The organism is Cellulomonas sp., assembly GCF_015234515.1.
Classification (GTDB): domain Bacteria; phylum Actinomycetota; class Actinomycetes; order Actinomycetales; family Cellulomonadaceae; genus Cellulomonas.
This window is the reverse complement of the sequence record NZ_JADGMY010000003.1, coordinates 37,447-63,523: the sequence shown is the minus strand read 5'-3', so window position 1 is coordinate 63,523 and position 26,077 is coordinate 37,447. Positions and strand designations below refer to the sequence as shown.

Here is a 26,077-nt window from a genome sequence, read left to right as displayed (position 1 = left end):
TTCGGCATGGGCATCGACAAGCCCGACGTGCGGTTCGTCGCGCACCTCGACCTGCCGAAGTCGGTCGAGGGGTACTACCAGGAGACGGGACGCGCCGGGCGTGACGGGCTGCCGTCCACGGCGTGGCTCGCGTACGGCCTGGCGGACGTCGTGCAGCAGCGCCGCATGATCGACACGTCCGAGGGCGACGCCGCGCACAAGCGGCGGCTGACCCAGCACCTCGACGCGATGCTCGCGCTGTGCGAGACGGTCGACTGCCGGCGCACGCAGCTGCTCGCCTACTTCGGCCAGGAGTCCGGCGGGCCGTGCGGCAACTGCGACACGTGCCTCGAGCCGCCGCAGTCGTGGGACGGGACCGTCCCCGCGCAGAAGCTGCTGTCGACCGTCGTGCGGCTCGACCAGCGCGGGCAGCGCTACGGCGTCGGGCACCTCGTGGACATCCTGCGCGGCAAGGCGACGCCGCGCGTGCAGCAGCTCGGCCACGACGCGCTGTCGACGTTCGGCATCGGGCAGGACCTGTCGGACGGCGAGTGGCGCGGCGTCGTGCGGCAGCTGCTGGCCGCCGAGGTCCTCGCGGTGGACTCCGACGGGTACGGCACGATCCGGCTCACGCCCGCGTCGGCCGACGTGCTGCGCGGCGACCGCGAGGTCCGGCTGCGCCGCGAGCCCGAGCGCACGGGCCGCGCGACGCGCGAGCGCCGCGGGTCGGGCCGGACGCCTGCCGCCGCAGCGGACCTGACCGGGGACGACGCCGGGATGTTCGAGGCGCTGCGCGCGTGGCGTGCGGGCGCGGCCAAGGAGCAGGGCGTGCCCGCCTACGTCGTGTTCCACGACGCGACGTTGCGGGAGATCGTCACGCGCCGGCCGACGTCGCGCGCCGAGCTGGGCGAGATCAGCGGGATCGGCGCGGCCAAGCTCGACCGCTACGCCGAGGGCGTGCTGGCGACGCTGGGCGGCGCCTGACGCACCCGGGAGGCCGCGGCCCGCCGCCGGGGGCTGGATCGCACTCTCACGGCAGGTGGGTCGCGGCGCGGCCCGCCTCCGCGTCGGGCGTCAGCCCGCCGCGCCCGTCGACGAGCGGATCACCAGGTGCGTCGGCAGCATCACCGGGTCGGCCGCGTCGCGCACCGGGACGACCGGCTCGTCGTCGAGGCCGCCGGCGTCCTCGTCGTCCGACCGCCCTCCCTCGAGCCGCGCGAGCAGCAGGTCGGCGGCCATGCGCCCCGCGCGCTCGACGGGCGACTCCACGGTCGTCAGCGCGGGCCGGACGAGGTCGGCACCGAAGATGTCGTCGCACCCGATGACGCTCATGCGCCCGGGCACGGGGACGCCACGGACGTCGAGCCGCTCCAGGACGCCGAACGCCAGGAGGTCGTTGAAGGCGATCACCGCCGTGACGCCCGAGTCGACGGCCGCGTCGGCGGCCTGGGCGCCGGACGCACGGACCGGCGCGTAGGGCCCCAGGACGACGAGCTCGACGCCCAGCCGGTCGGCAGCCGGCTCGAGCGCCTCACGACGGCGCCGGTCCGACCACGAGGTCGCCGGGCCTGCGGCGTAGGCGATGCGGGTGTGACCGGACGCGGCGAGGTGCTCGAGCGCCTGGACCATGCCGCCGGCGGTGTCGAGCAGCACGCCGGGCGTCCCGGGGATCGTGCGGTTGACGACCACGAGCGCGAGGTCCTGGGCGGCGCCGGCGATCTGCTCGTCCGAGAGACGTGATGCGGCGAGGACCGCGCCGTCGACCTGCCCACGCAGCTTGCGCAGCGTGTCGAGCTCGACCTCGGCGGACTCCTCGGTGTCCGCGAGCACCTGCACGTACCCGGACTCCCGCAGCCGCGCGCCCGTGCCGCGCACCAGGCCGAAGAAGAACGGGTTGGTGACGTCGGGGAGCACGAGCGCGACGGTCGCGGTGCGACCCGAGAGCAGGGCGCGCGCCGACGCGCTCGGGATGTACCCCAGCTCCTTGGCGACCGCGACGACGCGGTCCGCCGTGTCGGCGTTGACCCGACCCGGCCTGGTGAGCGCCCGCGAGGCGGTCGACACCGCGACCCCTGCCGCCGCAGCGACGTCACGCAACGTGGGCTGCCGCCTGACGGCCATGCACCCTCCCGGTCCGGGTCAGGACCCCGCGCGACGGTGCGCGGAGCCGTTCTTGCTGGCAAACGATTGCCAGCCTAGCGTGTTCATGCCTAGTCTCACCAGTGCCCCTCCGCGACGACGCGACGGGCGGAAGGAGCATGTCACGATGTCCGGCACCGCCATCCGATCTGCCGAGGTGCTGGTCTCCAGCCCCGGTCGCAACTTTGTAACGTTACGCATCATCACGCAGGACGGCGTGGAGGGACTGGGGGACGCGACCCTCAACGGACGCGAGCTGTCCGTGGCCAGCTACCTCACCGACCACGTCGTCCCCCTCCTGATCGGCAGGGACGCGCACACCATTGAGGACACGTGGCAGTTCCTCTACCGCAGCGCGTACTGGCGGCGCGGGCCCGTGACGATGGCGGCCATCGCGGCGGTCGACGTCGCGCTGTGGGACATCAAGGCCAAGCTCGCCGGCATGCCGCTCTACCAGCTGCTCGGGGGCGCGTCGCGCCGCGGGATCATGGCGTACGGGCACGCGTCGGGCCGCGACGTCCCCGAGCTGCTCGACTCGGTCCGCCAGCACCTCGACGAGGGCTTCCGCTCCATCCGCGTGCAGACCGCCGTGCCCGGCATCACGGCCGTGTACGGCGTCGCCGCGCAGCCGTCGTCGTCGGGACGCTACGACTACGAGCCCGCCCAGCGCGCTCCCCTGCCGGCCGAGGAGGACTGGGACACGCGCGCGTACCTGCGGCACATCCCGCGGGTCTTCGAGGCGGTCCGCAACGAGTTCGGGCCCGAGCTGCCGCTGCTGCACGACGGTCACCACCGCATGACCCCCATCCAGGCCGCGCGCCTGGGCAAGGACCTCGAGCCGTACGACCTGTTCTGGCTCGAGGACTGCACACCGGCCGAGAACCAGGATGCCCTGCGCCTCGTCCGGCAGCACACCGTGACGCCGCTGGCGATCGGCGAGGTCTTCAACACCGTCTGGGACTACCAGACGCTGATCCGCGAGCAGCTCATCGACTACGTGCGCTCGGCCGTCACGCACACCGGCGGAATCACGGCGCTGCGCCGCATCCTCGACTTCGCCGCGCAGTACCAGATCAAGTCCGGCATCCACGGGCCCACCGACATCTCGCCGGTCGGCATGGCCGCCGCGCTGCACCTGGACCTGGCGATCCACAACTTCGGGATCCAGGAGTACATGAAGCACTCCGCGACGACCGACGAGGTGTTCCGCACGTCGTTCACGTTCGCCGACGGCTACCTCCACCCGGGCCACGAGCCGGGGCTGGGCGTCACGTACGACGACGACGCGGCCTCACGGCACCCGTACCAGGCGGCGTACCTGCCGTTCAACCGGCTCAAGGACGGAACGGTGCACGACTGGTGAGCGCCACCGACAACGCCCTCGGCACCGCTACCGTCCACCCGGCGTGGCTGCCGGACGCGGCGTTCGCCCCGCTCGGCTCGCGGCGCGTCCTGGTGGCCGTCGGACCGGACGCCGGCCCGGTCGGCGCGACGGTGGTCGACGAGGTGCGGCGGGCGACCGCCACGCACGGTGGGTCGCTCACGGTCCTCGCGCCCGGTGAGGCGCTGCCCGACGCCGCGTCCGTCCGGTCGCACGACCTCGTGCTGGTCGTGGCGTCACGCGCCCACACCCGCGGCAGCGGGGCGGCCCGGCAGGTCCCGCCGCCGGCGCTCGCCGAGCAGCCGCCGCACCCGAACGACCCGCTGGTCGCCGCGGCCACCGACGGCGCGCTCGTCGCCACCGGTGGCGTGGCGGACTTCAGCCCGGACATGTTCGTGCGGGTCCGGGCCGCAGGCACCACCGTGGTCGTCGCCGGCGACGCGACGGGCCTGCTCTACGGCATGCACGACGTGGTGAGGCTCGGCGAGACGGCGTTCGGGGACTGCGCCATCGACGTCACCGACCTCCCGGTCGCACCGGTCCGCATGCTCGACCACTGGGACAACATCGACGTCCACCCCGTGATGGGCCAGGTCGAGCGCGGGTATGCCGGCGGCTCGATCTTCTACGCCGACGGCCGCGTGCGCGAGGACCTCTCGCGGGTCGCCGCGTACGCCCGGCTGCTCGGGTCGATCGGGATCAACGCGGTGGCGATCAACAACGTCAACGTGCACCGCACCGAGGCGCGGCTGCTCACCGACGGGCTCGCGGACGTCGCGCGCGTCGCCGACCTCTTCCGTCCCCACGGGGTGCGGACCTACCTGTCGGTGTCGTTCGCGTCGCCCGTGGTGCTCGGCGGGCTGCCGACGTCGGACCCCGCCGACCCCGACGTGCAGGCCTGGTGGGCCGCCGCCGCGGACCGCGTCTACGCGACGATCCCCGACTTCGGCGGGTTCGTCGTCAAGGCGGACTCCGAGGGGCAGCCCGGGCCGTTCGCGTACGGGCGGGACCACGCCGACGGCGCGAACCTGCTGGCCCGGGCGCTGCGCCCGCACGGCGGGACGGTGTTCTGGCGGGCGTTCGTCTACAACCACGAGCAGGACTGGCGCGACCGGCGCACCGACCGCGCCCGGGCCGCGTACGACCACTTCGCCCCCCTGGACGGCCGGTTCGACGACAACGTCGTGCTGCAGGTCAAGTACGGCCCGATCGACTTCCAGACCCGGGAGCCGATCTCGCCCGTGCTGGCCGCGATGCCCCGCACGCGGCTGGCGGTCGAGCTGCAGGTCACGCAGGAGTACACGGGCCACCAGAAGCACGTGTGCTACCTGGGGCCGCTGTGGTCGCAGGTGCTCGGCTTCCCGCTGGCCGAGGACGCGACCCGCGACGTCGCACGGATCGTGTCCGGGTTGCCGGGCCACCGCGACACCCCGTCGGGAGACCTGCCCGCCGGCGGCATCACCGCGGTCTCCAACGTCGGCGACGACGAGTTCTGGACGGGCCACCCGCTGGCCCAGGCGAACCTCTACGCGTACGGGCGGCTCGCCTGGGAGCCGGAGGCGGACCCGGTCGCGCTGCTCGACGAGTGGATCGGCCTGACGTTCCCGGGCGCCGACCCGCGCGTGCGCGAGACGCTGCACACGCTCATGGACCACTCGTGGCTGACGTACGAGGCGTACACCGCGCCGCTGGGCGTGGGCTTCATGGTCGACCCGGGGCGCATGCACTACGGGCCCAACGTCGACGGGTACGAGTACTCCAAGTGGGGCACGTACCACTTCGCGGACCGCGACGGCATCGGCGTCGACCGGACCGTGGCCACGGGCACCGGGTACACCGGCCAGTACCCCGCCCCGTGGCGCGAGATGTACGAGGACCTCGCGACGTGCCCGGACGAGCTGCTGCTGTTCTTCCACCACGTGCCGTACGGCCACGTGCTGCACAGCGGCAAGACCGTCGTGCAGCACATCTACGACTCGCGTGCGGACGCCGTCGACGTCGTGACGTCGTGGGTCGACGCGTGGGCCGCCCTGGACGGGCTCGTCCCGGACCGGCTCCACGCCCGGGTCACCGAGCGCCTGGCGGAGCAGGTGCGTTCGGCCACCGAGTGGCGCGACCAGGTGCGCTCGTACTTCTTCCGCAAGTCCGGCGTCCCCGACGCCACGGGCCGCCCGATCTACTGACGCCGGCGGCGCACCCGAGAGTGTGAAGCGTTGTTGCCGGATACCGGCAACAACGCTTCACACTCTCAGCGGCCCGTGCCGTCGACCGCGTGCTCGTCGATGGCCGCCAGCTCGTCGGCCGTCAGGGGCGGGGCCGACAGCGCCGCGACGTTGTCCTCGAGCTGCGCCACCGAGCTCGCCCCGACCAGGGCGGACGTGATGCGCTCGTCGCGCAGCACCCACGACAGCGCCAGCTGCGCGAGGCTCTGGCCGCGGGCCGCCGCGATGTCGTTCAGGGCACGCGCCCGCGCCAGGTAGGTCTCCGAGAGCGCGCGCTCGGACAGGAACGGGCTGGCACCGGCGAGCCGCGACCCCGCCGGAGCGTGACCCGCCAGGTACCGGTTGGTGAGCAGACCCTGCGCGAGCGGGGAGAACACGATCGCTCCCACGCCCAGGTCGCCCACCGCGTCGAGCAGCGACTCACCCTGACCCTCCGCCACGTTCTCGACGTGCCGGTTGAACATCGAGTAGCTGGGCTGGTGGATGAGCAGCCGCACACCCATGTCGGCCAGCACCGCGTGCGCCTCGCGCGTCTGCGACGGCGAGTAGTTGGAGACGCCGACGTACAGCGCCTTGCCGCTGCGCACGGCCTGGGCGAGCGCGCCCATGGTCTCCTCGATCGGCGTCGACGGGTCCGGACGGTGGTGGTAGAACACGTCGACGTACTCGAGCCCCATGCGCCGCAGCGACGCGTCGAGGGACGACAGCAGGTACTTGCGTGACCCGCCGTCCTGGTACGGGCCGGACCACATGTCGTAGCCCGCCTTGGTGGAGATCACGAGCTCGTCGCGGTACGGGCGCAGGTCCGCCGCGAGGTGCCGGCCGAAGTTCTCCTCGGCTGCCCCCGGCCGCGGGCCGTAGTTGTTCGCCAGGTCGAGGTGCGTGATGCCGAGGTCCACCGCCCGGCGCAGGATGTCGCGCTGCGTGCCGAAGGGCGTCTCGTCCCCGAAGTTGTGCCACAGGCCGAGCGACAGCGCCGGCAGGTCGAGGCCGGAGCGGCCCGTGCGGCGGTAGGTCATCGTCGCGTACCGGTCGTCGGCGGCGCGGTACGGGTCGAGCGCGGGCATGCGGTGCTCCTCGTCGTGGGGTGGGTCGCCCCAGGCTACGGCTGCCCCGTAGGAAGACCCGGCACCTAGGTCACGACGAGGCCCGGCCGCCTCCCGCGCTCACGCTCAGCCCTGCTCCCGCACCCTGTCCTGCACGGCCCTCGCGGCGGCGGCCGCCGCCGGGTAGCGCACGTCGAGGTCCGCGAAGAGCTGCAGGGCGCTGGAGATGCCGCACCCGAGGTGCAGGTCGAGCTGCGCGTCGCTCACGCCGTGCGTGTAGTCGACCGTGTGCTCGGCGTACACGCCGAGCATGTCGTCCTCCACGGCCACGCAGCCCTTGGGCCACAGGTGCGAGACGTTCCACTCGTTGACGGCCGCGAGCACCGCGGGGAGCTGGTCGACCCCGACCTCCCGGTTCCAGCGGCCCCGCACCTGCAGGTGCTCGTGGTTCTCACCGAGCAGGAAGAAGTAGAAGAGGTGACCGTCCCAGTAGCCGCCGACGTCACCGTCGTCGTCGATGCCGTACCGCATCCCGCGGGCGTCGAGCGTGGCGGTGATGCGGTCGCGCGCCGGCGGCGGGAGCGCCGGCGGCGGGACGGGCGTGTCCGTGGTGAAGCTCATGGTCTCCCCGATCGGGTGCGGTGGCGGCTCGGGTCGACGGCACCAGCGGTGGCGTCGCCGTCGACCCACCCGCAGAGCCTAGCCACTGCGCCCGACATGTCCGCTCCTGCGTCACGCCCGCAGCACCAGCACCTCCGCCGGCGCGAGCGTGAGCGCGTCCCCGACCTCGACGCCGCGCCCCGTGAGCACGTCCTGCCCCGCGACCTGCGCCGTGACCGTGACCGGTTGCGAGCCGTGGTGCAGCACGAAGGCGTACGTCGTGCCGTCGGGTGCCACGCGCCGCGTCACCTCGACCCCCTCGTCGTCGGCGTGCGGCCCGACCAGCCCGTGCCCGGCGAGCACGTGCCGCAGCACGCGCGCCACGCCCGCGTCGTCCAGACCCGTCGCGACGTGCCAGGCCGCACCGTCGCCGCGCCGCGCCCGCGTGACGGCGGCCCGCCCGGCGTAGAACTCCGCGCCGTACGTCCCGACGACCTGCGTGCCCTCGTCCGGGACCAGCAGCTCGAAGACCAGCGTCGCGTCGTGCGTGGTCACCTCGCCGTCGAGGTCCAGCGTCACGGGGTTCGCGTCGCCGGGGACCCCCGAGTCGGTCTCCTCGACGCGCGTGCCGAGCAGCGGGTCGAGCGGCGGGACGCCGCAGTACGCGTTGTCGTCCTCGTCGACGCGCCCGCCGTAGAACGTGGTCACGAGCGTGCCGCCGCGCTCGACGTGCGCGGTCAGCCGTGCGACCACGTCGCCCTTCAGCAGGTGCAGCACGGGCGCCACGACGACCTCGTACCCGGACAGGTCCGCGCTCACCGGGACCACGTCGACCTCGGCGTTCGCCGACCAGATGGCCCGGTGGTACTGCAGGAGCGTCTGCAGGTAGGAGACGTGCCGGTTGTAGCCGTCGGTCATCTCGACCGCCCACCACGAGTCCCAGTCGAGCAGCACCGCGACGCGCGCGGGCGTCCGCGCGCCGAGCAGCGCCGCACCCGTCGTCGCCAGACCCGCCCCCAGCTCGGCCGCCTCGCGGAACACGCGGGTGTCCGTGCGCCCCGAGTGGTCGATCAGCGCGCCGTGGTACTTCTCGCACGCGCCCTTGGACTGGCGCATCTGGAAGTACAGGGTCGCGTCCGCGCCGTGCGCGACCGACTGCCACGTCCACAGAGCGAGCACGCCCGGGCGCTTCACCGGGTTGACGTCGCGCGACGCCGTGATCGACGGCGTCTGCTCCATGACCCAGAACGGCTGGCCGTCCTTGAGCCCGCGCATGGCGGCGTGCGTGGCCGCCATGCGCGAGGCGGTCCGCAGCGGGTCGTCTGGCAGCGGCGGGTAGTTGTCCCACGACACGAAGTCCAGGTCGTCCGCCCAGCGGTGGTAGTCGAGCGGCTGGTAGAACCCCATGAGGTTCGTGGTCACCGGGGTGCCGAGCACGTGCGCACGGATCGCGGCCTTCTCCGCGACGAAGCCCTCGCGCAGGCGGTCGGACATGTAGCGCCGGTAGTCGAGCGTGATGCCCTGGAACGCCGTGTGGTTCGGCCCACGCCAGTGCTCCGAGAGCATCGACGGCGGCACGACCTCCTCCCAGTCCCCGAAGACGTGGGACCAGAACAGCGTGTTCCACGCCGCGTTGAGCCGCTCCAGCGTCCCGTACCGCGCCCGCAGCCACCGGCGGAACCCCGCCGCGCACAGCTCGCAGTAGCAGGCCCCGCCGTACTCGTTGCCGACGTGCCACGCGACCACGGCCGGGTGGTCGCCGTAGCGCTCGGCCAGCCGGTCCGCCATCGCGACCGACAGTCGGCGGAAGTCCGGCGACGACGGGCAGTGGTTGTGCCGCTGCCCGTACACGTGCTGCCGGCCCTCGAGGTCCACGCGGCAGGCGTCCGGGTAGGCCCGCGCGAGCCACGGGGGCATCGCACCGCTGGGCGTCGCGAGCACGACGTCCCGCCCCTCGGCGTGCACCCGCTCGACGATCGCGTCGAGCCGCGTGAAGTCGTACGCGCCCTCGGCCGGCTCGGTGTGCGCCCACGCGAAGACGCCGACCGTCAGCGTCGTGACGTGCGCCAGGTCGAACGCGGCGTGGTCGTCGTCCCACACGTCGGCCGGCCACTGCTCGGGGTTGTAGTCGCCGCCGTAGCGGACGTGGTCGCTGACGGGCAGGGGCATGGCGGGCACCTCGGGGGTCGGGCGGGGTCAGGCGGTCGGGCGGGTCAGACGGGGGCGGCGTCGTCGGGCCGGGGCGCCGTGAAGCGGGCGGTCGCGTCACGCACCACGGGCTCCGTGGTGGTCACGACGGCGAACGCGAGCAGCCCGGACACCACGACGAGCACCCAGTCGGACGTGAACAGCACGATGCCCACGCACAGCACCAGCAGCGACAGGACGCCGAGCGTCACCAGGGGCTTCGCCGCCAGGTAGTAGGTGGACAGCCGTGCCAGGTCCCGCGTGCGCAGGCTCAGGTGCGACGACAGCGAGAGCGCCAGCACCGCCCACATCAGCAGGCCCGCGGCGACGACGACGAGCACGATGCCGTAGCCGGACGGCACGCCCGCCGAGTCGAGGTACGCCAGCGAGAAGCCGATGACGGCGAGCGCCGCGACCGTCGGCGCCCACCAGCGCAGCACGTCGAGCGCGTTGAGCCGGTACCCCCGCCAGAAGTGACGGGCCGGGCTGAGGTCCCGCTCGGCGATGAACCGCCGCCACGCGAAGACCCCGGCGCCGAGCGCCGGGCCCATCGGCAGGGCCAGCAGGGCCGCGAGCCACAGGTTCGAGGGGTCGTCGCTCAGGAACGGCACGAGCAGCAGGGGCACGCCCCCCGTCAGCACGACGAGGCCGCAGACGACGAGCACCCACAGGATGACGACGGCACCGCGCGAGAGCGGGCCGTCACCGATCTCGTCGTGGTCACCGGGCCGGGACCCCATCACGCCCGCCCGCGCTCGTGCGCCGCGACGAGCCGGTCGTCGTCCGCGCCCAGCAGGCGACGGTCGTCGAGGCCCTCGTGGTGCGTGGCCGCCACGGGGGTCAGCTCGACGAACGTCACCTCGTGGCGCGCGAGCGTGAGGTCGAGCTCGACGCGGCCGGCGGCCGCGCGGGCGACGTCGTGCTCGACCGCGGGGCGGGCGCACGCACGCAGCAGGTCCAGCTCGCGCGGGGTCGGCGACATGGGGCGTCCCATCTCGCGCCACGCCGCGAAGGCGTTGCCGTCGTGCTCGTTGACGCGCTCGCGCAGCACGAACGCGGCGTCGCCCCGCACCGGCAGGGACAGCTCGACGCGGTGCTCGGCCGCCACGTCCGCGGCGTCGGTGCCGCCGACGGGCTGCCAGGCGAGCACGGTGACGCGCCCGTCCGGGTCGGAGCACACGAGGTGGTCGTCGCCGCGGGCGAGGACGTCGCGGCCCATCCGCGCCATGAACGCGTACAGGTGGTACGTCGGCTTGGCGACCTGCCGGTGCGTGAGCATGCCGAACCCGCCGTGGAAGAACGACGTCGGGACGTCGGCCTCCTCGAAGACGTCGCAGAACGTCCAGTAGGAGAACGAGTCGACGACGTCGCCGCCGCCCGCGAGCACCGGCGCCAGGAACGCCGCGTTGTACGCGGTGTCGTGGATCGGGTTGTCCGGTCGGTACGACGTGTTGAACTCCGTGATGTGCACCGGCAGGCCTGCCAGGGGCGTGCCCGCCAGGTACCGGCGCGGCGCGTCGAACTGGTGGAGCAGGTCCTGCGGCGGCATCTGCGTCTGGTAGACGCCGAACGGGATGCGCTGCACGGGACCGGACGAGTACGCGTGCCGGCTGACGAAGTCGATGGGCACGTCGCGGCTGGTGACGAAGTCGGTGAACGGCGCCCACCACTCGTCGTCGGAGCCGCCGCAGATCGCCGGGCCGCCGACCTGCAGGCTCGCGTCGACGTCCTTGATCGCGCGGGCGGTCTCCTCGTACAGCCGGAAGTACGCGGGCTGGTCGGCGTCCTTCCAGAACACCGTGAGGTTCGGCTCGTTCCAGACCTCGATCGGCCACTGCCGGACCTCGTCGATGCCGTACCGGTCGATCTGGTGGCGCAGGAACGCCTGCACGAGCGCGACCCACTCGCCGTGGTCGCGCGGCGGGGTGACGTTGCCCTTCCACCAGAACACGGTCTGGTCGCCCGACGCGAGCTGCGACGGCATGAAGCCCAGCTCGAGGAACGGCCTGATGCCCACGGACAGGAAGAAGTCGTGCACCTGGTCCACGTAGCTGAACGCGTACCGGGTGTGCGTGCGGCCGTCGATCTCGTCGGTGCGCAGCACCCCCATGTCGTCCGACAGCACACCGTGCCCGCGGATGTGCCGGAACCCGATGTCGCGCTGCACCTGCGCGAGGGAGTCGCGGTAGTCGGCGCGCAGGGCGAGGTTCATGCGTCCGGTGCCGACGCACGCGCGCCAGGCATCGGGCAGGGGGCCGGTGGGCTGGGTGGGGACGACGGTGCGCACGGGGGCGACCTCCAGGCGACGGTGACAGGGGGTGACGGACGTCCACGGGGGGCGGCCGTGCGGCCAACCCTCGCACGTCGCGGACGCGCCGACGGTCAGGTGGTGGTGCGAGGGCTGCGCCGGGCAGCGAGAGGCCCGGCCCCCTCGCCCGTCCGTACGGACGAGGGGACCGGGCCCGGTCGATCAGCCGTTCTTCTCCTCGTAGCGCTGCTGCGCGCCGTTCACGACGTCGAGGTACTGCTGCAGGTTCTTGCCCTCGAGCTCGGTCACGTACGCGTCCCACTCCGTCAGCGGGCGCTGGCCGAGGATGAACGCGGCCGTGTTCTGCAGGACGTGGTCACGCAGGCCGGTCTGCCACAGCGAGACCTGCTCGCGCTCGAGCTCGTCGAGCGGTGCCGGCGGCGGCACCGGGGCGAGCTCCTTGTCGGACATCGCCTCGACGAACTCGACGACCTCCGGGCGCAGCATCGAGCGGTCGAGCTCGTCCGAGGAGCCGTGCTCGAGCATCCAGACACCGTTGTGGTAGCCGAAGTCGACGTTGAGCGCCTTGGGGGCCCCGGGGTTCAGGCCGTTCTGGTCGATCTCCGGGTTGAGCGTCCGGGTGTCGCCGTCCTTCGTGTACGTCTCGCCCTCGACGCCCCACTTGGCGAACTCGAGGCCCTCGTCGGAGTAGTACAGCCAGTCGAGGAACTGCAGCATCGCGAGGAAGTCGTCCTCCTCGGCAGCCGACGCCGCCAGCATGACGCCGCTGACCAGGCGCGTCCCGGCCTGGATGTCACCGGCCGGGCCGGCGGGCACGCGGATCATGACGACCTCGCCGGGCGTGCCGACCTCGGTCATGGCGGTGCGGACCTTGAGGATCTCCTGGTCGTTCGTCAGCTGCGCGAACGTCTGGCCGGACGCCATCTTCTGGATCGCCTGGTCGTCCTCCTGCGTGAGGCTCTCGGGGTCCATCAGACCGTCGGCCACGAGCCCGTGGTAGTACTCGACCAGGTCGCGGTACTCGTCCATGGCACCCGTGTAGACGAACTCCCCGGCGTCCTCGTCCCACCACGTGCCCTCGCCGTAGCCCCAGCCCGCGGCGGTGCCGAAGTTGGGGGCGGCGACGTTGAGCGTGGCCTCCAGCGGGCCGTTGGCCGACCAGCGGTCGGACAGCGGGAACGTGGTGGGGTACGCGGCCTTGACCTTGGCCAGGTCCGCCGCGAAGTCCTCGAACGTCTCCGGCTCCAGGCTCAGCCCGAGCTGCTCCCACACGTCCTTGCGCACGGCGTACGAGTACGACGGACGCACCGACTCGCGCAGGCCCGGCAGCAGGTAATACTTGCCGTCCTCCTGGCGCAGGCGGTCGATGTCCGCCTCCAGGCCCCACTTCTCGACCTTGTCCTGGAAGTTGGGCATGTGCTCGACGTAGTCGCTGACGGGCAGGATCGCGCCGCCCGCGACGAAGGGCACCTCCTGACCCGGGTAGGTCACGGAGATGATGTCCGGGGCGTTGCCCGCGCCGATCGCGATGGACTGCGCCTGCTGCCAGTCGGACAGCGGGGCGGTCTGGATGTCGAAGGTGACCTTCTGGTTCTCCTCGAGCTTGGTGAGGATGTCCCAGTCGTTCTTCAGCGGGTAGTTCGGGTGGTCGCGGTACATCAGCCCGAAGCTCACGGGCTCGGTGGCCACGAACGTCGTGCCGACGTCGTAGTCCTCCATCGCTCCCACCTGGCCGAGCTCGCTGGCCTCGGGCGTCTCCGCCGCCTCGTCCGAGCCGCCCGAACAGGCCGTCAGGGCCAGCGCGAGGGTCGCGGCGGTCGCGGCGAGCGCGAGGGGCCGCTTCTTCGTCGTCCTCATCATTCTCCTTCGGGGTGGAACGTCGTCGTCCTGCATCCGTGGAAGTGCACCGCCGTCCGGGAGGACCGCGGGGGTGCGGGGTGGCCGGAGCCTCACTGCTTGACCGAGCCGAGCATCACGCCCGACACGAAGTACCTCTGCACGAAGGGGTAGAGGCAGACGATCGGCAGCACGGTGAGCAGCATCGTCACCGCCTTGACGTTGGCCGCGATCTGCGTGGCCTCGGCGGAGCCGGCGGCGCCGTCGACGCTGGTGGCACCGGCGATGAGGTTCCGGAGGTACACGGTGACCGGGTACAGCTCGCGGTGGTCCATGTAGAGGAACGCGGCGAACCACGAGTTCCAGAACAGGACCGCGTAGAAGAGGATCATCGTGGCGATGACCGCCTTGCTCAGCGGCAGCACGATCCGCCAGAGCTTGCCGTAGGTGCTCAGGCCGTCGATCTCGGCGGCCTCTTCGAGCTCGGTGGAGAAGTTCTCGAAGAACGACTTCATGACGAGCAGGTTGAACACGCTGATGGCGTTGGGCAGCGCGATCGCCCACACCGAGTTGCGCAGCCCCAGCTCGTTGACGAGCACGTAGTTGGGGATCAGGCCGCCGTTGAAGAACATCGTGAACACGGCGATGCCGATGAACACCTTGCGGCCCTTGAGGTGGTACTTCGAGATCGCGTAGGCGAAGGTCGTGGTCAGGACCATCGCGACGAGCGTCGCGACGACCGTGTAGTAGACGGTGTTCTGGTAGTTGCGCCAGAACATCGAGTCGCTCATCACCAGGTTGAACGTCGTGACGTTGAAGCCCTTGGGCCACAGGTTCACCTGGCCGGCGTTGATGTACGACTCGGAGCTGAACGCCTGCGCCAGCAGGTTGACGAACGGGTACAGGGTGACGCCCGCGATGATCACCAGCAGCGTGCCGTTGATGATGCGGAACACGGTGTACGCGCGCGTGTCCTTGACTGCCCGGACTGTCGACTTCGAGAGCCGCTCGTCCAGCCGCGTGACGTTGTCGACGGTCACCACAGGGAGGCTCCGACCACTCGGCGCGAGATCGCGTTGGCGGACAGGACGAGGGTCAGGCCGATGATCGCCTCGAACAGGCCGATGGCCGTCGCGTAGGAGAACTGGCTGGACCCGATGCCGACGCGGTACAGGTACGTCGCGATGACGTCCGCCGTCGGGTACAGCAACGGGTTGTACAGCAGCAGGATCTTCTCGAACCCGACCGCCATGAACGACCCGATGTTGAGGATGAGCAGCACGACCATCGTCGGGCGGATGCCCGGCAGCGTGACGTGCCACGTCTGGCGCCACCGGTTGGCGCCGTCGATGCGTGCCGCCTCGTAGAGCTGCGGGTCGATGGTCGACAGCGCGGCGAGGTAGAGGATCGTGCCCCAGCCGACGGTCTGCCAGATCTCCGAGGAGACGTAGATCGTCCGGAACCACTCCGGCAGCTGCATGAACCCGATCGCGTCGCCGCCGACCGCGGTGATGATCTGGTTGACGGTGCCGCGGATCGCGGTGAGCTGGAAGACGAGCCCCGCGACGATGACGACCGACATGAAGTGCGGCAGGTAGGAGATCGTCTGGACGATCCGCTTGAAGCGCCGCGAGCGCAGCTCGTTGAGCATGAGCGCGAGGACGATCGGCAACGGGAAGATGATCACCAGGCTGAGGACCCCGAGGATCAGGGTGTTCTGGAAGACGTTCCAGAAGGTGGGGTCGTTGATGAACATCCGCACGTAGTGCAGGCCCACCCACTCCTCACCGAAGATCGACCCGCCCGGACGGAACCGGCGGAACGCGATGACGTTGCCGAACATCGGGATGTAGCGGAAGACCGCGAAGTAGAGCAGCGGCAGGAGCAGCAGCGTGTACAGCTGCCAGTCGCGACGCAGCGCGCGCCGCCACGTCCTGTGGCCACCGCGACGCTTGCGGGCAGCGCGGTCCCCGGGGCCCCGCGGCGGGTCGACCGCGCCGCGCGCGGCGACGGCAGCGGCAGGGTCGTGGGCGAGGGCGGCCTGCGAGGCGCCCGAGCCGACGGTGACACCGTCCGTGGACAAGGCGTTCACCACCCTTCGGAGGTGAGGAGCACCGCGAGGGCGCTCGGGTGGTGACGGTCGTGGCCGTGCGGCGACGCACCGGTCTGCGCCGGGTTCACGTCCTGCTGCGCCTGCATCGATCTCCACGCCCTCGTGGCCGAAACGTCTCGACGGGCAATCCCCCGTCGGGTGTGGCGGACACGTTAGGCAAACGTTTGCGGTGGCGTCAACCCGCGTGACCGAACCGAGACCGGACGGCGCACGCCGGACCATCCGGACGGATGCCCGACGCGTCCCGCAGCGACGCACCGACGGGTGCTACCGTCGGTCCCGAAACTTGCGAGCAGTCCTGGGCGCGCCGTCGATCTCCCTCGACCGCGCCGGGGCCCCGGTCAGAGGAGACCTTCGTGGCCACGTCCAGCGACAACCGGCGGACGGTGACGATCGCCGAGATCGCGACGCTCGCCGGCGTCTCCGTGCCGACCGTGTCGAAGGTCCTCAACGGCCGGGCCGACGTCGCGGCGTCGACGCGCGCCCGGGTCGAGGCCATCCTCGAGGAGCACAGCTACCGCCGCCGCCGCGGACGGGGCTCGGGCGACCCGAACCTCATCGACCTGGTGTTCCACCACTTCGACAACGCGTGGGCCCAGGAGGTCATCAAGGGCGTCGAGGACGCCGCCGCCGCGCACCGCGTCGGTGTCGTGCTCTCGGAGCTGGGCGGATCCCACCGGCCCCAGCAGGAGCTCATCGACGACATCCTCGCCCGGCGCCCTCTCGGGGTCCTGCTGGTCCTGTCGAGCCTCGACGCGACGCAGCGTCACCAGCTCGAGTCCCGGTCGATCCCGTTCGTCGTGGTCGACACCTGGGGCGAGCCGCCCGCCGGCGTGCCGACCGTCGGTTCCAACAACTGGAACGGTGGCCTGATCGCCACCCGCCACCTGCTCTCGCTGGGGCACCGCCGGATCGCCGTGATCGCCGGTCCGCCCGACGTCCTGTGCTCCCGCGCGCGCGTCGACGGCTACCGCAGCGCGCTCGAGGAGGCCGGGATCCGGCCCGACCCGGAGCTGGTGCGCTGGGGCGACTTCCACGTCGACGGCGGCTACCACCACGGGCTCGAGCTGCTGTCGCGCGCCGACCGCCCCACCGCGATCTTCGCGGGCTCCGACTACCAGAGCCTGGGCGTCATGCGCGCCGTGCGTGAGCTGGGCCTGTCGATCCCGGAGGACGTCTCCGTCGTCGGGTACGACGACATCCCCCTGGCCCAGTGGCTCGGCCCGTCCCTGACCACCGTGCGCCAGCCGCTGCGCGAGATGGCCGGCACCGCCACCGAGATGGTGCTCAGCCTGGCCGCGGGCCAGCACCCGGCGAACCTGCGGATCGACCTCGCGACCGAGCTCGTGGTCCGCGAGTCGACGGCACCGGCGCCGGCAGGCACCGTCTAGGTCGTCCCCGTCAGGCCGGCCCCGCGGCCACGGCAGGGCGCCCCGGCCGCAGCGTCACCTGCCGACGCTCGTCCGACCCCCGCTCGCGCACGTCGACGACGACCGGCCGGTCCGCCTCGAGGACCGCACGCTCGACGCGCCCGTCCCGCCACGCCAGCTCCGTCAGGCGTAGCCCCCCACGCAGCCGTAGTCCCCGCACATGTCCCGTGGGCCACGCCGCGGGGAGCGCCGGCAGCAGGTGGACCTCGCGGACACCGTCGGGACCGCGCCGGTGCGCCTGCACCAGCGCCTCGGCGACCCCCGCCGTGAAGCCCAGGTTGCCGTCGATCTGGAACGGCGGGTGCGCGCACAGCAGCGAGCGGTAGACCCCGCCGCGCAGGGGCCCGTCGCCTGCGGACGGCTCGGTGTCGACGGGGTGCAGGAACGCCGCGACCAGGTCCGCGACCCCGTGGGCGTCCCGCAGCCGGGCCCGCAGCGCGAGCCGCCACGCGAGCGACCAGCCCGTCGAGTCCGGCCCGCGCGCGTCCAGGGTCCGCAGCGCGGCCGCCGCGAGCGCGGGCGCGGAGTCCGGGTCGATGGACGTCCCCGGGAACACCCGGTAGAGGTGCGACTGGTGCCGGTGCCCCGGTTCGGCGTCGGGCACGTCGGTGCGCCACTCCGCGAGCCGGCCGTCGGGCGCCACCCGCTCGGTCGGCAACCGCTCGAGCGCACCGTCGACGGCGGCGCGCAGGTCCTCGTCGTGATCCCCCGCGGCCGGCGCGAGGCGGCGCACGTGCTCCAGCAGGTCGCGGACGATCGCGAGGTCCGACGTCGTCGAGACGGACACGGCCGCGGCACGGCCGTCGGGCAGCAGGTAGTGGTTCTCCGGGCTGGTGGCGGGCGACGTCCCGAGCGTGCCGTCGGGGAGCTCGACCAGCAGGTCGAGCACCGCCAGCGCGGCGCCCCGCACCACGGGCCAGTGCCGGCGCAGCGCCTCGTCGTCGCCCGTCCAGTCGTGGTGGTCCACGACGTGCCGGGCCAGCCACGCGCCGCCCAGCGGCCAGCTCGACCAGCTCACGGAGTCGTGGCCGCGGCCCGTCGGGCCCGTGAAGCACCAGGGGTCGCTGTTGTGGTGCGCCACCCAGCCGCGCACGCCGTACAGCGTGCGCGCGGTGCCCCGGCCCGCGTCGGCGAGCCGGTCGAGCCAGCCCAGCAGCGGCTCGTGGCACTCGGCCAGGTCGCCGACGAGCGTGGGCCAGTAGTTCATCTCCGTGTTGATGTTGATCGTGTAGTTGGAGCTCCACGGCGGCCGCACGCTCGCGTTCCAGATGCCCTGGAGGTTCAGCGGCAGGGTGCCCGGGCGCGAGCCGGCGACCGTCAGGTAGCGGCCGTGCTGGAAGGCCAGCACCGCGAGGTGCGGGTCCGCCGCGCCGCGCGCGTGCCGCGCGAGGCGGGCGTCGAGCGGCAGGTCCGGGGCGACGACGTCGAGGTCGAGGGCCACCCGGCCCATGAGGGCGGCGTGGTCGGCGACGTGCCGTGCGGCGATGCCGTCGACGTCGGCGACCGCCCGACGCAGCCCCGCGAACGCGTCCGCCGCGACCCGGGCACGGTCGCCGTGCAGCGTCCCGGCCGCGACGTCGTGGTCGGTGGCGGTGGTCAGGACGACGCGCAGGCGACGCGCGCCGCGAACGCGGACGGCACCGTCGACGACGTCCACCCGGGCGCCACCGCCGGGGCCGCCATCGGGGCCGCCGTCGGACCCACCGCCGGACCCGTCGTCGGCGAGCACCGCGAGCGCCACCGCCGCGTGCACGGCGCGCCCGCCGTACCGGACGGGGTCCGGGCCGTCGACCCAGTCGGGCAGGACGTGCGACGGCATGTCGAGCGTCGCCACCAGGACGGCCGCCCGCACGTCCGTGCCCGGTGCGGCGACGGGCGTCGGCGCGTCCGCCCACGGGTGCCGCGAGGTGAGCCGCACCCACGCCTCGCCGCCGGGCACCGCGCCGTCGACGGCACGCTCCAGCAGCAGCGCGCCGTCGGGGTGGCTCACCAGCACGTCCTGCCGCCACGGCACGTCGGCCGTGGACATCCAGGTCGTCGTCACCACGCCCCGGGCGAGGTCCAGGGTGCGGCGGTAGCCCGCGCCGCCCGCGGCGTCGGGCTGGTCGAGCAGCACGTCGACCAGCGGCTGGTACGCCTGCACCCAGCCGCTCTGCAGGCGGGCCAGCTCGGCCTCGGCGGCCGGTGGGTCGCCGTCCGCGAGCAGCCGACGCGCGCGGCGCACGACGCCCGGCGCGCCGTCCGGGCCCAGCGGTCCGACGGGCTGGGCGGGACCGTCGAGCGGCGCCCCGGACCAGCACGTGTCGTCGTTCACCTGCAGCCGCTCGTGCGCGGTGCCGCCGTGCACCATCGCGCCGATGCGCCCGTTGCCGACCGGGAACGCGTCCGTCCAGGTGCGCGCCGGCTCGTCCAGCCGCAGCAGCAGCGGCGGTGCGTCCACGTCGTCCGTCACGACCACACCCAACCACGATGGCAGGATCGTCCGGTGCACGTCGCCTTCTTCGAGCCGCGGATCCCCGGCAACACCGGCAACGCCATCCGCATGTGCGCGGGCACGGGGGCGACCCTGCACCTCGTCGAGCCGCTGGGCTTCGAGCTCACGGAGGCCCGCCTGCGGCGAGCCGGCCTGGACTACCACGACCTCGCGCACGTGGTCGTCCACCCCGGTCTGGAGGCGCTGCTGACCGCGCTGCCGGCGTCGCGCGTGTGGGCGTTCACGACGCAGGCGACCCGCCGGTACACCGACGTGGCGTGGCGCGACGACGACGTCCTGCTGTTCGGCCCGGAGCCGCAGGGCCTGCCGCCGCACGTCCTGGCCCACCCGCGCGTGGACGACCAGCTGCGCATCCCGATGCTGCCGGGGCGTCGCTCGATGAACCTGTCGAACGCCGCGGCCGTCGCGACGTACGAGGCGTGGCGCGTGCTCGGGTTCCCCGGCGGGGTGTGAACGGCGTGACGCGCGGGACGTCGGCTGCGAGCATCGAGGGATGTTCACGACCCGACCGGTGCTGACCGGGACGCTCGGCATGGTCGCCTCGACGCACTGGCTCGCCAGCGCGGTCGGGATGCGCACGCTCGAGGCCGGCGGCAACGCGTTCGACGCGGCGGCCGCCGCCGGGTTCACCCTGTCGGTCGTCGAGCCGCACCTCAACGGCCCCGGCGGTGACGCACCGGTCATCGGGCACCGGGCCGCGGACGCGCACACGTTCGTCGTGTGCGGGCAGGGCGTCGTCCCCGCGCTGGCGACGACCGGCGCGTACCGCGCGCTGGGCGTCGAGGAGGTCCCGGGCACCGGGCACCTCGCGGCGGTCGTCCCCGGGGCGTTCGGGGCGTGGCTCGACCTGCTCGCGCGGTACGGGACGCTGCCGCTGGCCGACGTGCTCGGGCCGGCGATCGGCTACGCACGTGACGGCTACCCGCTCGTGGCGGCCGCGGCGCGCACGGTCGCGACGGTCGCCGACATGTTCCGCGCCCACTGGCCGACGAGCGCGCAGGTGTACCTGCCCGGCGGCGTGCCGCCCGGCGCGGGCGAGCGGTTCCGCAACCCCGACCTCGCGCGCACGTTCGAGCGGCTCCTGGCCGAGGCGGCCGCAGCCGGCCCCGACCGCGAGGCGCAGATCGAGGCGGCGCGCCGGGCGTTCTACGAGGGCTTCGTGGCCGAGGCGGTCGACGCGTTCGTCGCGGGGACGCCGGTGCTCGACGCGACGGGCCGCGCGCACACGGGGTTCCTGCGCGCGGACGACCTCGCCGCGTGGCGGGCGACCGAGGAGCCCACCGTGGCCGTGCCCTTCGCGGGCGTCGAGGTGCACAAGACCGGACCGTGGGGTCAGGGACCGGTGCTCCTGCAGCAGCTACGGCTCCTCGACGCGCTCGGCGTCGAGGGCCTGGTCCGCGACGTCGTGGACCGTGAGGCACGCGAGGCGGACGACCGCGGTGGCCCGCAGGCCGAGCTCGTGCACGTCGTCGTCGAGGTCGCGAAGCTCGCGTTCGCCGACCGGGACGCCTGGTACGGCGACAGCGCGGACGTGCCGCTGGACGCGCTGCTGTCCACGGCGTACGCGGCCGAGCGGGCGCGTCTGGTGGGCGCCGGCGCCGACGACGGCTTCCGACCCGGTGCACCGGCCGGCCGCGCGCCGCACCTGGCCCGGGCCCTGGTCGCGGCGCGCGCGCTCGCCGACGCGGGCGAGCCGGCCGGCGGCGACGGGCCGCTCGGGGCCGGGCTGGGCGAGCCCACCGTCTCACCGACCGGCCTGAACCGGGGCGACACCTGCCACGTCGACGTGGTCGACCGCTGGGGCAACCAGGTGTCCGCGACGCCGTCGGGCGGCTGGCTGCAGTCGAGCCCCGTCGTCCCGGGCCTGGGGTTCGCGCTGCCGACGCGCGCCCAGATGTGCTGGCTGGAGGACGGCCTGCCCGCGAGCCTCGTGCCGGGGCGTCGCCCCCGGACGACGCTGAGCCCGGCGCTGGTGCTCGGGTCCGGCCACGGGTTCGCGTTCGGCACCCCCGGCGGCGACCAGCAGGACCAGTGGCCGGTGCCGTTCCTGCTCCGGCACTTCGTCGGCGGGTCGGACCTGCAGGCGGCGATCGACGCGCCGACGTGGCACTCGACGCACGTGCACGGGTCCTTCCACCCGCGCGCCCACACCCCGCGCGGGGTGGTCGTGGAGTCACGGCTGGGGCCCGACGTCCCGGGCGCGCTCGCGGCGCGAGGTCACGCGGTGGTGGACGCCGGAGCGTGGTCGCTGGGCCGGTTGAGTGCTGCCGGCGTTGCGCCGAACGGGTGGTTGTGCGCGGCGGCGAACGCCCGCGGGCAGCAAGGGTACGCGGCGGGCCGGTGACGTCGCCGGAACGGCGCCCGGGCCGTGACACGGCCGTGACCTGGGGGGTCACAGGGACCCACCCGTCACGATGACTTTCATGTGAACGCTCAACATCGGGACGAATCAGACATCCGATGTCTCGGGCTGTCATAGGCCACTTCATGAGGGTTCAGTGAGGAATTGACCGCCAGGACGATTCAGACATCGGAGCACCGTTACCGTCGGAGACATGCCCTACGACGTCGTGGATGCGCACCTTCAGGTATGGGACCCCGAGTCGGTCCACTACCCGTGGATGTCGCAGGATCCTTCGCTCCTGCACCGCACCTACCGAGTCCGCGACCTCGGCGGAGCACTGGACGAGCACCACGTGGACGGCGTGGTGCTCGTCCAGTCCGCCGACAACCGCGCGGACAGCGAGCACCTGCTCTTCCAGGCGCTCTGCTCGCCGCACGTGCTGGGCGTGGTCGCCTGGGTGCCCCTCGACACACCCGACGAGGCCGCGACCCAGCTCGACCAGTGGCGCGTGGAGCCCATCGTGGGGATCAGCCACCACGTCGACCGCGAGCCGGACACCCGGTGGCTGCTCAGCGACGGCGTCGACGAGGGGCTCACGCTCCTGACCGAGCGTCGACTCGTCCTCGACCTGCCGGCCACGACACCCGAGCTGCTCCGCCACGTCGCCACCATCGCCGACCGGCACCCCAAGCTCACGGTCGTCGTCGACCACCTGGGGTCTCCGCCCCTCGCCGCCCTACGCGCCGGTGACACCGCCACCTGGCAGCGCTGGACGGAGGCGCTCGAGATCGCCGCCCAGGCGCCCAACGTCGTCGCCAAGCTCGCCGGCCTCGGCCGCGCCGCCGGTCCGGGCTGGACCGTCGACGACGTGCGCCCGGCCGTCGACCACGCGATCGCCACGTTCGGCACCGACCGCCTCATGGCGGGCAGCGACTGGCCCACCGCGCTCGACGCCCACGGCTCGTGGGACGAGGTGTGGGGCGGCCTGCGCGCGACGCTCGCCGGCCTCGACGAGGCGGCCGTCGCCCGCGTCATGGGACGCACCGCCGTCGAGACCTACGGCATCCCGCCGCTCGTCCCCGAGCGCTGACACCCCGCACCACCCGACCGCCGCGGCGGACGACGACGGAGACGAGCACGTGTCACGTACCCAGGACGTCGTCGAGGACGTCCAGCGACTGATCCTCGACGGCGGGCTGCGCCCGGGCGACCGGCTGCCTGCCGAGAAGGAGCTCGCCTCGGAGCTGGGCGTGTCCCGCGGGTCGCTCCGGGAGGGCGTGCGCGCGCTCGTCGTCCTCGGCATCCTCGAGGCCCGGCACGGCAACGGCACCTACGTCACCGACCTCGATCCCGCGACGCTGCTCGCGCCCGTGGCGTTCCTCGCCGACCTGCCGGGCGACCACGCACCCCTGCACGCAGTGCGCGCGACGCTCGAGACGGAGGCGGCCGGGCTCGCGGCCATGCACCTGACCGACGGGCACGTCGCGCGGGCGCGGGCCGCGCTCGACGACATGTCCCGCGCGCTCGTCGCACCGCGCGCGGAGCCCGCGCGGCTGGCCGCCGCGGACCTCGCGTTCCACCGTGCCGTCGCCGACGCGTCGGGCAACCCCGTGCTCGCGGCGCTGCTCGACGTGCTCGCGGGCGAGGGCCCGCGCCGGCGGGTCTGGGACGAGATGTACGACCTCGCCGGGGACCGCACGTTCGAGGAGCACGACGCGATCCTCGCCGCGATCACGGCACGGGACCCGGACCGCGCACGGCTCCGCATGGCCATGCACATGGTCGGCGTCGAGGACCTGCTGGCCACCAGCAGCACGGACGGACCGTTGCCGCGCCGCCGCAACCTCGTCGAGGCGACCCCCGCGCGCTGACCGGGCGGGCGTCATCCCGTCCGCGCGTCGCTGGCCTGCCCGCACGTGGTGACCACGTAGTCGTAGAGCGCACCCCGCAACGCGTCCGGCGCGGGGACGAGGAACAGCGGCTGCTCGACCCCGTCCACCACCGCCTGCACGCCCAGCACGGTGCCCAGCTTGTCCTCGGCGATCGCGTGCAGGTCGCAGCGGGCGGGCACGGTCGCGAGCACCACGCGCCCGTCGGCCGGCGGCGCCGCCGAGTCCACGTCCAGGTCCCACCGCCCCGTGGTCCCCAGCGGCCGCAGCAGCGTGGTGGCGTGCACGGAGAGGAGCCGCACGTGCGGCCCGCCCGGCACCGGCTCGACGAGCAGCGTCACGTCCGCGACCGACGTGCCGTCGACGTCCCGCACGGCGAGGTCGTCGGCGAGCGCCACCCGCAGCCCGGCGGCGACGGCCTCGGCCGCGCAGTCCTCGCCCTGGATGCGCCGCAGGTCGTCGGTCTCGTCGGTCGGCGTCACCACGACGGTGCCGGTGCGGCCGTCGGCGGTGCTCACGTCCAGCTCGACGCTGGGGGGTGGGTCGTCGTGGGCCGCGGCCCCGCACACCGCCGCGTCGAGCGGCACCCGCAGGCGGCGCATGCTGTCCGCCCTGATCTCCCGGCCGGCCTCGGACTCCCCCGCCAGCGACGCGCTCGTCAGGCGGGCGCGCGTGATGCTCACGTCGAGCGGCCCGGCGTTGCGGACCTGCAGCTCGACGACGCGCGCGACGCGGTCGCTGCGCGCCTGGGCGACCTCCACGTCGAACGCGACGGACGTCGGCAGGGACCCAGGCGACGACGCGGACGTGACGGCCGTCGGCTCGGCGCTCCCGCACGCCCCGAGCACGAGCACCCCGAGCGCGAGGAGTGCGGGCACCCGGGGCAGGGCGGCGCCGCGCACCGGGCCGACGACCGGGCCGACGGCACGACAGCGGACCCGCCACGAGCGCGTGCGACCGGCCATGCCCGAGCGTCGCACGCGGAGGGCTGCCCGCGGGAGCCCTCGCGGGCTGTCGGGTGCGCGCCTCAGCCCGGCAGGAGGGCGTCGGCGAGGAAGTCGAGCGACTCCCCGATGACGGGCAGCGCCGGCACGGGCGGGATGTCGAGGTGGCCGTGCAGCATGCCCGTCGCGACCATCTGACGCGTCGGGACACCGGCGTCCTGCAGCTGCAGGAGGAACATCTCGCCCGACGGCCGCAGGTCGTCCACCTCGCTGAGCACCACCGACGTGGGCGGCAGGCCCGCGACGTCGCCGTTGCCCGCCATCGCCTCGGCGGGGAACCCCGACAGCCGGCCCAGGTACGTCCGGGTCATGTCGAGCATCGGGGCGGGCAGGAAGCGGATTCCGCGGGGCAGGCGGCGCAGGTCGTCGACCTGCTCGTCAGGCAGCGCGGGCGACGGGAAGTGCATGCCCGGGTAGGCCAGGAGCAGCGCGTCGGGTGCGCGCGTCCCGCGGTCCCGGACGCGCACGGCGACGCCCCCGGTGAGCGCGGCGCCCGCGGACGCGCCTCCGATGCCGAGGCGCTCCACGCCCAGGGAGGGCGCCGCCTCGACGAACCACGTCCACGCGGCGTCGACGTCGTCGAGCGGGATCGGGTAGCCCGCACCGGGCGTCGCGAGCCGGTAGCCGACGGACGCCACGACGATCCCGTGCCGCGCCGCGAGCTCGGCCGACACCACGTGGGCCTCGCACATGTCGAGGTCGCCGTACGCGAACCCGCCGCCGTGCGCCCACACGAGGCCCGCCCCCGACGCCGGCCGCGTCGTCGGCCGGTAGAGCCGCACGGCGACGTGCCCGTGCGGTCCGTCGACCGCGAGGTCCTCGACGTGGACGTCCGGCAGGCGGTACCCGACGGCGAGCGTCGCGGTACCGGCACCCCACGAGTCCCAGTCGGTGACAGTGGTGAGCAGGTCGGTGATCAACGGGTGGATCGGCATGGTCGCAGATGCTCGCACACGCGGACCCCCCACCCCCCCTCCTCGGGCGTGAGATGGCAATCCAGTCACCCCGGGAGCTGGCTCGCCCTCTGCCCTCCCCTTCCTGGCGTGAGAGTGCAATCCAGTCACCCCGGGCAGCTGGCTCGCCCTCCGCCCCTCCCCTTCCTGGCGTGAGAGTGCAATCCAGTCACCCCGGGCAGCTGGCTCGC

At 73.4% G+C, this 26,077-nt stretch carries 20 protein-coding genes; 8 read left to right on the top strand and 12 right to left on the bottom strand.

Features of this window, described 5'->3' with window-relative positions:
* Positions 1-963, top strand: a 963-nt coding sequence (locus IR158_RS00915; RefSeq protein ID WP_291808268.1) for an RQC domain-containing protein, incomplete at its 5' end; no start/stop codon positions are given.
* A gap of 90 nt (positions 964-1,053) precedes the next feature.
* Here the strand turns inward: IR158_RS00915 and IR158_RS00910 are convergent.
* Positions 1,054-2,100: a LacI family DNA-binding transcriptional regulator gene (locus tag IR158_RS00910; protein WP_291808267.1), complete on the bottom strand. Its 1,047-nt coding sequence runs from the start codon at positions 2,098-2,100 to the stop codon at positions 1,054-1,056.
* A 145-nt stretch (positions 2,101-2,245) separates the two neighbouring features.
* Between IR158_RS00910 and manD the strand changes: the two genes are divergently transcribed.
* Both manD and IR158_RS00900 read left to right on the top strand, forming a co-directional pair.
* Positions 2,246-3,481 (top strand): D-mannonate dehydratase ManD, encoded by a 1,236-nt coding sequence (gene manD, locus IR158_RS00905; RefSeq protein ID WP_291808265.1) that lies wholly within the window; start codon positions 2,246-2,248, stop codon positions 3,479-3,481.
* A complete protein-coding gene (locus tag IR158_RS00900; protein ID WP_291808263.1) occupies positions 3,478-5,682 on the top strand; it encodes an alpha-glucuronidase in 2,205 nt (734 codons plus the stop codon). Before manD ends, IR158_RS00900 begins: the two co-directional genes overlap by 4 nt.
* A 65-nt stretch (positions 5,683-5,747) precedes the next feature.
* On the opposite strand, the gene IR158_RS00895 is transcribed toward IR158_RS00900, so the two are convergent.
* From IR158_RS00895 to IR158_RS00860, 8 genes are all read right to left on the bottom strand, one after another.
* A complete protein-coding gene (locus IR158_RS00895) occupies positions 5,748-6,788 on the bottom strand; it encodes an aldo/keto reductase (protein ID WP_291808260.1) in 1,041 nt (346 codons plus the stop codon).
* 105 nt (positions 6,789-6,893) lie between these two features.
* A complete protein-coding gene (locus IR158_RS00890; protein WP_291808258.1) occupies positions 6,894-7,388 on the bottom strand; it encodes a YbjN domain-containing protein in 495 nt (164 codons plus the stop codon).
* A gap of 111 nt (positions 7,389-7,499) precedes the next feature.
* On the bottom strand, positions 7,500-9,536 hold the full coding sequence (locus tag IR158_RS00885) for a beta-galactosidase (RefSeq protein WP_291808256.1): 2,037 nt from the start codon (positions 9,534-9,536) through the stop codon (positions 7,500-7,502).
* Between the two features lie 44 nt (positions 9,537-9,580).
* Entirely contained in the window at positions 9,581-10,294 is a 714-nt protein-coding gene (locus IR158_RS00880) for a glycosyl transferase (RefSeq protein ID WP_291808273.1), read from the bottom strand.
* A complete protein-coding gene (locus tag IR158_RS00875) occupies positions 10,294-11,841 on the bottom strand; it encodes a xylan 1,4-beta-xylosidase (RefSeq protein ID WP_291808254.1) in 1,548 nt (515 codons plus the stop codon). The genes IR158_RS00880 and IR158_RS00875 overlap by 1 nt, the downstream gene beginning before the upstream one ends.
* Positions 11,842-12,024: 183 nt before the next feature.
* Entirely contained in the window at positions 12,025-13,680 is a 1,656-nt protein-coding gene (locus IR158_RS00870; protein WP_291808252.1) for an extracellular solute-binding protein, read from the bottom strand.
* 92 nt (positions 13,681-13,772) lie between these two features.
* Positions 13,773-14,699: a carbohydrate ABC transporter permease gene (locus IR158_RS00865; protein ID WP_291808250.1), complete on the bottom strand. Its 927-nt coding sequence runs from the start codon at positions 14,697-14,699 to the stop codon at positions 13,773-13,775.
* Entirely contained in the window at positions 14,696-15,577 is an 882-nt protein-coding gene (locus IR158_RS00860; protein WP_291808271.1) for a sugar ABC transporter permease, read from the bottom strand. The genes IR158_RS00865 and IR158_RS00860 overlap by 4 nt, the downstream gene beginning before the upstream one ends.
* A gap of 551 nt (positions 15,578-16,128) precedes the next feature.
* Here IR158_RS00860 and IR158_RS00855 point away from each other — a divergent pair.
* Positions 16,129-17,163, top strand: coding sequence for a LacI family DNA-binding transcriptional regulator (locus tag IR158_RS00855; RefSeq protein WP_291808248.1), 1,035 nt, complete (start codon positions 16,129-16,131; stop codon positions 17,161-17,163).
* 10 nt (positions 17,164-17,173) lie between these two features.
* Here IR158_RS00855 and IR158_RS00850 read toward each other — a convergent pair whose 3' ends face one another.
* A complete protein-coding gene (locus tag IR158_RS00850) occupies positions 17,174-19,654 on the bottom strand; it encodes a glycoside hydrolase N-terminal domain-containing protein (RefSeq protein WP_291808246.1) in 2,481 nt (826 codons plus the stop codon).
* Between the two features lie 33 nt (positions 19,655-19,687).
* On the opposite strand from IR158_RS00850, the gene IR158_RS00845 reads away from it, so the two are divergent.
* The 4 genes from IR158_RS00845 to IR158_RS00830 all read left to right on the top strand — a co-directional run bounded on the left by IR158_RS00845 (position 19,688) and on the right by IR158_RS00830 (position 23,911).
* Positions 19,688-20,149 carry a tRNA (cytidine(34)-2'-O)-methyltransferase gene (locus tag IR158_RS00845; RefSeq protein WP_291808243.1) on the top strand — a complete coding sequence of 154 codons (462 nt, stop codon included), beginning with the start codon at positions 19,688-19,690 and terminating at the stop codon, positions 20,147-20,149.
* A gap of 40 nt (positions 20,150-20,189) precedes the next feature.
* Positions 20,190-22,040: a gamma-glutamyltransferase gene (locus IR158_RS00840; RefSeq protein ID WP_291808241.1), complete on the top strand. Its 1,851-nt coding sequence runs from the start codon at positions 20,190-20,192 to the stop codon at positions 22,038-22,040.
* Positions 22,041-22,251: 211 nt separating this feature from the next.
* A complete protein-coding gene (locus IR158_RS00835; protein ID WP_291808239.1) occupies positions 22,252-23,130 on the top strand; it encodes an amidohydrolase family protein in 879 nt (292 codons plus the stop codon).
* Positions 23,131-23,179: 49 nt separating this feature from the next.
* The gene (locus tag IR158_RS00830; protein WP_291808237.1) at positions 23,180-23,911 is read left to right on the top strand and encodes a FadR/GntR family transcriptional regulator; all 732 of its coding nucleotides are present in this window, start codon (positions 23,180-23,182) and stop codon (positions 23,909-23,911) included.
* 11 nt (positions 23,912-23,922) lie between these two features.
* Here the strand turns inward: IR158_RS00830 and IR158_RS00825 are convergent, their stop codons facing one another.
* Together IR158_RS00825 and IR158_RS00820 are read right to left on the bottom strand one after the other, a co-directional pair.
* Positions 23,923-24,894 (bottom strand): hypothetical protein, encoded by a 972-nt coding sequence (locus tag IR158_RS00825; RefSeq protein ID WP_291808234.1) that lies wholly within the window; start codon positions 24,892-24,894, stop codon positions 23,923-23,925.
* 62 nt (positions 24,895-24,956) lie between these two features.
* On the bottom strand, positions 24,957-25,868 hold the full coding sequence (locus IR158_RS00820) for an alpha/beta hydrolase fold domain-containing protein (protein WP_291808231.1): 912 nt from the start codon (positions 25,866-25,868) through the stop codon (positions 24,957-24,959).
* Positions 25,869-26,077 lie beyond the last annotated feature (209 nt).

What these genes read in the sequence shown, in the direction of transcription:
- IR158_RS00910 (WP_291808267.1), bottom strand. Translation starts at nt 2,100, where the DNA reads ATGGCCGTCAGGCGGCAGCCCACGTTGCGTGACGTCGCTGCGGCGGCA.
- manD (WP_291808265.1), top strand. Translation starts at nt 2,246, where the DNA reads ATGTCCGGCACCGCCATCCGATCTGCCGAGGTGCTGGTCTCCAGCCCC.
- IR158_RS00895 (WP_291808260.1), bottom strand. Translation starts at nt 6,788, where the DNA reads ATGCCCGCGCTCGACCCGTACCGCGCCGCCGACGACCGGTACGCGACG.
- IR158_RS00890 (WP_291808258.1), bottom strand. Translation starts at nt 7,388, where the DNA reads ATGAGCTTCACCACGGACACGCCCGTCCCGCCGCCGGCGCTCCCGCCG.
- IR158_RS00885 (WP_291808256.1), bottom strand. Translation starts at nt 9,536, where the DNA reads ATGCCCCTGCCCGTCAGCGACCACGTCCGCTACGGCGGCGACTACAAC.
- IR158_RS00880 (WP_291808273.1), bottom strand. Translation starts at nt 10,294, where the DNA reads ATGGGGTCCCGGCCCGGTGACCACGACGAGATCGGTGACGGCCCGCTC.
- IR158_RS00870 (WP_291808252.1), bottom strand. Translation starts at nt 13,680, where the DNA reads ATGAGGACGACGAAGAAGCGGCCCCTCGCGCTCGCCGCGACCGCCGCG.
- IR158_RS00840 (WP_291808241.1), top strand. Translation starts at nt 20,190, where the DNA reads ATGTTCACGACCCGACCGGTGCTGACCGGGACGCTCGGCATGGTCGCC.
- IR158_RS00835 (WP_291808239.1), top strand. Translation starts at nt 22,252, where the DNA reads ATGCCCTACGACGTCGTGGATGCGCACCTTCAGGTATGGGACCCCGAG.
- IR158_RS00825 (WP_291808234.1), bottom strand. Translation starts at nt 24,894, where the DNA reads ATGGCCGGTCGCACGCGCTCGTGGCGGGTCCGCTGTCGTGCCGTCGGC.
- IR158_RS00820 (WP_291808231.1), bottom strand. Translation starts at nt 25,868, where the DNA reads ATGCCGATCCACCCGTTGATCACCGACCTGCTCACCACTGTCACCGAC.